This is a genomic window from Mycobacterium sp. (assembly GCF_049683355.1).
Lineage (GTDB): Bacteria > Actinomycetota > Actinomycetes > Mycobacteriales > Mycobacteriaceae > Mycobacterium.
Map to the genome: position 1 here is coordinate 1 of NZ_JBAUJB010000347.1, position 7282 is coordinate 7282.

8 protein-coding genes and 1 pseudogene are annotated in these 7282 nt (G+C 67.1%); 3 read left to right on the plus strand and 6 right to left on the minus strand.

Features of this window, described 5'->3' with window-relative positions; all coding sequences use genetic code 11:
• From WA944_RS19860 to WA944_RS19870, 3 genes and pseudogenes are all read right to left on the minus strand, one after another.
• Window positions 1–100, minus strand: a pseudogene (locus WA944_RS19860) (co-chaperone YbbN); the annotation flags it as partial.
• Between the two features lie 13 nt (window positions 101–113).
• A complete protein-coding gene (locus tag WA944_RS19865) occupies window positions 114–509 on the minus strand; it encodes a DUF3817 domain-containing protein (protein WP_526647270.1) in 396 nt (131 codons plus the stop codon).
• 54 nt (window positions 510–563) lie between these two features.
• Window positions 564–1766, minus strand: coding sequence for a thiolase family protein (locus WA944_RS19870; RefSeq protein WP_526647271.1), 1203 nt, complete (start codon window positions 1764–1766; stop codon window positions 564–566).
• A 103-nt stretch (window positions 1767–1869) separates the two neighbouring features.
• Between WA944_RS19870 and mce the strand changes: the two genes are divergently transcribed.
• A complete protein-coding gene (mce, locus tag WA944_RS19875; protein WP_370330920.1) occupies window positions 1870–2349 on the plus strand; it encodes a methylmalonyl-CoA epimerase in 480 nt (159 codons plus the stop codon).
• Between the two features lie 21 nt (window positions 2350–2370).
• On the opposite strand, the gene WA944_RS19880 is transcribed toward mce, so the two are convergent.
• Together WA944_RS19880 and nucS are read right to left on the minus strand one after the other, a co-directional pair.
• Window positions 2371–2667, minus strand: a complete 297-nt coding sequence (locus WA944_RS19880; protein ID WP_526647272.1) for an Rv1322 family protein — start codon at window positions 2665–2667, stop codon at window positions 2371–2373.
• The gene (nucS, locus tag WA944_RS19885; protein WP_526369879.1) at window positions 2667–3338 is read right to left on the minus strand and encodes an endonuclease NucS; all 672 of its coding nucleotides are present in this window, start codon (window positions 3336–3338) and stop codon (window positions 2667–2669) included. Before nucS ends, WA944_RS19880 begins: the two co-directional genes overlap by 1 nt.
• Window positions 3339–3401: 63 nt before the next feature.
• Here nucS and WA944_RS19890 point away from each other — a divergent pair, with 63 nt between their 5' ends.
• Window positions 3402–5015 (plus strand): adenylate/guanylate cyclase domain-containing protein, encoded by a 1614-nt coding sequence (locus WA944_RS19890; protein WP_526369877.1) that lies wholly within the window; start codon window positions 3402–3404, stop codon window positions 5013–5015.
• Here the strand turns inward: WA944_RS19890 and glsA are convergent.
• Complete coding sequence (glsA, locus tag WA944_RS19895) at window positions 5002–6300, minus strand: glutaminase A (RefSeq protein ID WP_526611298.1); 1299 nt, start codon at window positions 6298–6300, stop codon at window positions 5002–5004. The genes WA944_RS19890 and glsA overlap by 14 nt on opposite strands.
• A 119-nt stretch (window positions 6301–6419) precedes the next feature.
• Between glsA and WA944_RS19900 the strand changes: the two genes are divergently transcribed.
• The coding region (locus tag WA944_RS19900) for a bifunctional transcriptional activator/DNA repair enzyme AdaA (RefSeq protein ID WP_526647273.1) at window positions 6420–7282 on the plus strand (863 nt) is incomplete at its 3' end.

Below are 7282 nucleotides of genomic sequence, written 5' to 3' on the forward strand. Positions count from 1 at the left end.
ACGGCGTGCCCTCATTGGGGGCGGTCGCCCGCTGTTTGAGTGCCGAGAGATCAACTGCGCCCGCCATGGCCGGCGCGATCGGGGGTCGAGGACGAGTCACGAGATCAAGTCTGTCACGTTGTTTCCGGTGCCGACCGCCCTGGTTGCCCACCGGCGGGCGTCATGCTCGCGGTCGCCGAGGACGGCTCCATCCGGCCCGTCCGATCAGCCCATATGAGGAAAATCACACTGCCCAACGGCACGATGCTGCCCAGCAACGCCAGCAACCACGTGCCGATCCCCCACTTGTGCGCGAGACCGACCAGCAGGGCCGCCACCACGAAGGCGACGAAGACCCCACCGTGCACGGGTCCGAACACCTTCACCCCGACCTCGGTCTGGGGGGAGCCCAGGTACTTGAAGTACATGCCGATCAGCAGTCCGACCCAGCTGACCGCTTCAGCCAAGGCGACCAGCCGGAACCAACCCGCGACACTGCGAACGTCGAATGCGCTTGTCATGGCCACCATTGTGCCGGAATTCCCGCCCAGCTACTACGTTGCGTCGTTGATCAGCCGCGCTGCTCAGGGGCGCCGCAGGATCAGAGCATCACCCTGGCCGCCGGCGCCGCACAGCGCTGCCACCGCATAACCCGGCCGTCCACTTGCCCCGTCGTCGCCCCGGCGCGCCAACTCCAGCGCGGCATGCAGCGCGATTCTGGCGCCCGACATCCCGATCGGATGGCCGATGGCGATGGCGCCGCCGTTGGTGTTCACCCGCTCGGGGTCGACCCCCAGTTCCTTGGTGGAGGCCAGCGCGACGGCGGAGAAGGCCTCGTTGATCTCGATGACATCGAGGTCGTCGAGACTGATGCCTTCCTTGGCCACCGCCTTGCGGATCGCGTTGGCGGGCTGGCTCTGCAGTGTCGAATCCGGTCCGGCGACGACGCCGTGAGCACCGATCTCGCACAGCCAGGTCAGCCCCATTTCCTCGGCTTTCGCTTTGTTCATCACCACGACGGCGCATGCGCCGTCGGAGATCTGGGAGGCGGATCCGGCGGTGATGGTGCCGTCCTTGCGGAACGCGGGCCGCAGACCAGCCAGCGACTGGGCCGTCGTGTCGGCGCGGATGCCCTCGTCCTCGGTGAATTCGACCGGATCACCCTTGCGCTGCGGGATCTTCACCGGCACCACTTCGTCGGCGAAGACGCCGTCTTTCCACGCCCTGGCAGCTTTCTGATGCGACGCCGCGGCGAATTCGTCCTGCTCCGCGCGGGTGAACTGATCCACGTCGTTGCGCTGCTCGGTCAACGCCCCCATGGGCTGGTCGGTGAAGACGTCGTGCAGACCGTCGTACGCGAGGTGGTCGAGTGCGGTGACATCGCCGTATTTGTAGCCGGACCGGCTGTTCATCAACAGATGCGGCGCCTGGGTCATCGACTCCTGACCTCCGGCGACGACGACGTCGAACTCCCCGGCACGGATCAGTTGGTCGGCCAGCGCGATGGCGTCGATGCCCGACAGACACATCTTGTTGATGGTCAGCGAGGGCACATCCCAGCCGATTCCGCCGGCCACGGCCGCCTGACGGGCCGGCATCTGCCCGGCGCCCGCGGTCAGCACCTGCCCCATGATCACGTACTCCACCGCCGAGGCCGGCAGATCGGCCTTCTCGAGGGCACCCGCTATGGCGACCGCACCGAGATCACTGCCGGAGAAGTCCTTCAGCGAACCCATCAGCTTGCCGACCGGCGTGCGGGCTCCAGCAACAATCACAGACGTCGTCATGCGTACCTCCAGGCAGGTTTCGAGCGGTTCAAAAACGGCTAGTTCAGGCTATACATCCGGCCCGACCTATTCGAAACCGATGTCGTTAGGTTACCTTTGCGATATGACCGCCGAGCAGACTGACGCCCGTCCTGTGCTGGCCACCGCGCTGGTCACTGCCATCGACCACGTCGGCATCGCCGTGCCCGACCTGGACGTTGCCATCAAGTGGTATCACGATCATCTGGGCATGATCGTGCTCCACGAAGAGGTCAACGAAGACCAGGGTGTGCGCGAAGCGATGCTGTCGGTGCGGGGCGCCCCGGTGGGCAGCGCCCAGGTGCAACTGATGGCCCCCATCGACGACACCTGCACGATCGCCAAGTTCATCGACAAGCGTGGACCGGGCCTGCAGCAGCTGGCCTACCGCGTCAGCGACATCGACGCGCTGACCGCTCGGCTGCGCGAGCAGGGCGTGCGGTTGCTCTATGACGCCCCGCGACGCGGCACCGCCAGCTCGCGGATCAACTTCATCCACCCCAAGGATGCGGGTGGCGTTCTCATCGAGCTCGTCGAGCCGGCGGCCGCCGAGGACGATCACTAGACCTCCACCAGACCCCCGGTGTCACGACCATCTGCGTGTCGGGCCGCGGGTCGCCCGGTGGCTCCAGCAGGCGGTGTGCCAGTGTCTGCGGTCCTCGACCGCGTCCGCCACGCCCGAGTCCGCCGGCAGTACGACCACATGCGCTGTTCCTGGCTTGATCTCGTGGTCGCAACCGGGACACCGGTAGACCTTCGTCGCTCTCGCCGCCGGCACCGGTCGGACCTCGTAGTCGTCGCCGTCGGCGCCCACCTCGATACGCCGGGTCGGTAGCGGATTCCGACTCGGCGTTCTCCGTCGCGCCGCTCGCCGCCGCCCCATCAGAACAGCCGGAACTCGTCGCTGTCCATGCCGCGCATCTTGTCGTAATCCAAAGTCAGACAACGGATCCCGCGATCCTGAGCCAGGGTGCGTGCCTGCGGCTTGATCTGCTGGGCGGCGAACACGCCCGCCACCGGGGCCAGCAGGGAGTCGCGATTGAGCAGCTCGAGGTAGCGGGTGAGCTGTTCGACGCCGTCGATCTCACCGCGACGCTTGATCTCCACGGCGACCGAGCGGCGCTGCTCGTCACGACAGAGCAGGTCCACCGGGCCGATCGGGGTCATGTACTCGCGGCGGACCAAGGTGTACCCGGACCCGAGCAGCTCGACGTGTTCGGCCAGCAGCGCCTGCAGGTGGGCCTCGACGCCGTCCTTCACCAGCCCGGGGTCGACACCCAGCTCGTGGCTGGAATCGTGCTCGATGTCCTCGACGGTGATGCGGAGTTGTTCACCGGCCTTATTCTCCACCACCCACACCGGTGCGGCGCCACCTGCGTCCTCGATCAACCAGCACGGAGGGCTCATCCAGTTCAGCGGTTTGTAGGCCCGATCGTCGGCGTGCACGCTGACCGATCCGTCGGACTTGAACAGCAGAAGTCGCCGGGCCGACGGCAGATGAGCGGTGAGCCGACCGACGTAGTCGACAGTGCACTGGGCGATCACGAGACGCACCCGAACCACCTTAAACGTCGAACAAACGTCTCGACCCGACACGGTCATTAGGCTGGCGCCACGATGACGGCGAACCGGACGGCGGCACAGCGGCTCGGCCGTGTGCTGGAACGAGTGACCAAGCAGAGCGGCAGGGTCGCGGCGACCCCCGAGTTCGGTTCGTGGATCCTGGGCCGCGTCTCCGAGAGCCAGGGCCGCCGCCGGGTCCGTATTCAGCTGATCCTGACCACGTTCGTGGTGATCGCCAACCTGATCGGCATGGGCGTCGCGGCGCTCGTGGTCACCGTCGCATTTCCGATCCCCAGCGTCTTCGACCGCGACGTCGTCTGGATCACCGCGATCGCGGTGCCGGTCTATCTGGTGACTGCGTTGGTGGTCGGGGTGTTCTGGGCCACGCTGCGGGTCATCAAGAACGTGCGCTGGGCGATCGAGGAGCGTCCCCCCACGCGCGAAGACCAGCGCAACACATTCCTGGCACCGTGGCGGCTGACCCGAGTCCTGTTGATCCTGTGGGGCCTCGGCACCCTCGTCCTCACCACGCTCTACGGTCTGCAGGACACCGCCTTCATACCGAAATGGTTGTTGGGCGTCAGCTTCCCCGGCATCGTCGTGGCCGCGAGTTGTTATCTCTTCACCGAGTTCGCGCTGCGCCCTGTCGCCGCCCAGGCGCTGGAGGCGGGCAAGCCACCGCGCCGCTTCGCCGAGGGCCTGATGGGCCGCACCATGCTGGTGTGGGCGCTCGGGTCCGGGGTGCCCGTGCTCGGCATCTTCCTCGCAGCCGCAATCACGTTGATCCAGCGCAACCTCACCCCCACGCAGTTCACCGTCGCGGTGATGATCCTGGCGCTGTTCGCCCTCGTCTTCGGGGCCATCCTGATGTGGATCCTGGCCTGGCTGACGGTGACACCGGTCCGGGTGGTGCGGGCGGCCCTCAACCGGGTCGAGCAGGGCGACCTGGACACCAGCCTGGTGGTCTTCGACGGCACCGAACTCGGCCAGCTGCAGCGCGGGTTCAATGCGATGGTGCACGGCCTGCGGGAACGCGAGCGGGTCCGTGATCTGTTCGGCCGTCACGTCGGTCGGGAGGTCGCCGCGCTGGCGGAGCAGGAACGGCCCGGGCTGGGAGGCGAGGAGCGCTACGCCGCAGTCGTCTTCGTCGACATCATCGGGTCGACCAAGCTGGTGACCAGCCTGCCGGCCGCCGAGGTCGTGGAACTGCTCAACCGGTTCTTCGCGGTCATCGTCGAGGAGGTCGACCGCTACCACGGGCTGGTGAACAAATTCGAGGGTGACGCCGTGCTGGCGGTGTTCGGTGTCCCGGTGTCGCTGGAGCATCCCGAGGACGAGTCGCTGGCGGCGGCCCGGGCGATCAGCCGTCGGCTGTGTGACGAGGTGCCCGAGTGCGAGGCGGGCATCGGCGTCGCCGCGGGACATGTCGTCGCCGGCAACGTCGGCGCGTGGGAACGCTTCGAGTACACGGTCATCGGCGAACCCGTCAACGAGGCGGCCCGGCTCTGCGAACTGGCCAAGAACGAACCGTCACGGCTGGTCGCCTCGGGCTCGGTGGTGCGCAACGCCACCGAAACCGAAGGTGCGCACTGGACTCTCGGAGAGTCGGTGACCCTGCGCGGATACGACGAGCCGATCCGGCTGGCCACCCCGATCAGTGCGGACTGACGGGTGGGGTGCGATCCAGCCAGGACTGCGCTTCGTCGACGGCGGCGTCGACGGTGTGGAAGCGAACCGCTTGCAGCTCGGACTCGGAGCGGATGACGATCCCGTCGGGGTCCACCAGATAGCCGACCTTGCCGGCGGCCCGTAGCGCGGAGCTCATGCCCGACAGCAGCGCCCGTGCGGCGTCGTCGATGTCGTCGACACGAGACACGTCCAGGATCGCGACCTCGAAGTTGTCGCGGTCCCGGTCAGCGACCCGCAACACCTGCTCGGCACCGCTGAACAGCAGATCGCCATGGGTCTCATAGACCCGAACGCCCGGGCGGGGCTCGTACACCGCACGCAGTGTCGAGCGGGAATCGCGCGCCACCGTCAGGAAGTGCAGACCCAGCTGCTCGGACAGGCTGCGGCACAACAGAACTCCGCGCACGCTGTTGCCCTTGTCATCGAGCAACGGGGAATACACCCCGATGCCGAGCTGGCCTGGCAGCACCGCGACGATCCCACCGCCGACGCCGCTCTTGGCGGGCATACCCACCGCGCTGACCCAGTCCCCGGCGGCGTCGTACATCCCGCAGGTGACCATCACCGACAGCGTGCGCCGGACCACCGCGGCGCCGGCGACCCGCCGGCCGGTCTGCGGGTTGACGCCACCGCGGGCGAGCGTGGCCCCGATCTTGGCCAGGTCCGTCGACGTCACGCGTAGCGAGCACTGGCGGAAGTACACGTCGAGGACTTCGTCGGGATCGTCGTCGAGCGCCCCGAGGCTCTGCAGCATGTAGCCGATCGCGCGGTTGCGGCTGCCGGCAGCTTTCTCGGAGGCGTAGACGGCATCGTCGAGTTCGAGTCGCCGTCCCACGATCGCCGAGTAGAAGCCCCGGATCAGCGCGAACCGCTCGTCAGGAGAGGCGCCCGGTACGAGTGAGACCGCGGCGATCGCCCCGGCGTTGATCATCGGGTTCTTGGGCTTCTTCGTGGCGCGGTCCACGCTGATCTCGTTGAACGCTTCGCCGGAGGGTTCCACGCCGATCTTCGCGTCGACGGCAGCCATGCCGATGCGCTCGAGCGCCAGCGCGTACGTCAACGGCTTGGAGATCGATTGAATCGTGAATTCGACTGATGCGTCGCCGGATTCATAGATGAATCCGTCTGCGGACGACAGTGAGAGGCCGAAACCGTTCGGATCGGCAGAGGCCAGCTCGGGAATGTAATGTGCCAGCTCGCCGTCGGTGACACCGGCATGTTCGGCGCGGATGCCGTCGAGGTAGCGCTGCACCAGTTCGGCCACAGCTCGGAGTATGGAGCTTGCACCCCGGGTTTGTCATGCTCTGGGTTGTCCGGCCCGGAACATCTTCGATGTCGGTTTTCCGCTAGTGATGTCGGTGCCCACGTGTAAGTGTGAATGTCATGCACACCGACTTCGACCGCTGCTACCGGGCCGTGCAGGCCAAGGACGCGAGGTTCGACGGTTGGTTCGTCACCGCTGTGCTCACCACGAAGATCTACTGTCGGCCCAGCTGTCCGGTCCGGCCGCCCTTTGCCCGCAACATCTGCTTCCATCCCACCGCGGCCTCGGCGCAGCGGGCCGGCTTCCGGGCCTGTAAGCGGTGCCGGCCGGACGCCTCCCCCGGCTCACCCGAGTGGAATGTCCGCGGTGACGTCGTGGCCCGTGCGATGCGGCTGATAGCCGACGGCACAGTCGACCGGGAAGGCGTCACCGGTCTGGCTGCGCGGACGGGGTACACGGTGCGCCAGCTCGAACGGCTCATGCATGCTGAGGTGGGGGCGGCGCCGCTGGCGCTGGCCAGGGCACAGCGGGCGCAGATGGCACGGGTGCTCATCGAGACCACCGAGATGCCGTTCAGCGACGTCGCGTTCGCGGCCGGGTTCTCCAGCATCCGCCAGTTCAACGACACCCTGCGCACGGTGTGCGACCTGACACCGACGTCGCTACGCAGAAGAGCGCAAACCCGTTTCGGCGCTGACGACACCCTCGGTACCGGTGTGATGACGGTGCGGCTGCCGGTGCGGACACCGTTCGCCTACGAAGGACTGTTCGGCCATCTGGCGGCCAGCACCGTGCCCGGTGTCGAGGAAGTGCGTGACGGCGCGTATCGGCGGACGCTGGCCCTGCCGCACGGCACCGGGATCGTCAGCCTGCAACCACACCCCGACCATGTCCGGTGCCGACTTGTGGTCGACGACTTTCGTGATGTGTCCACAGCGATTGCCCGGTGCCGGCGACTGCTGGATCTGGATGCCGATCCCGA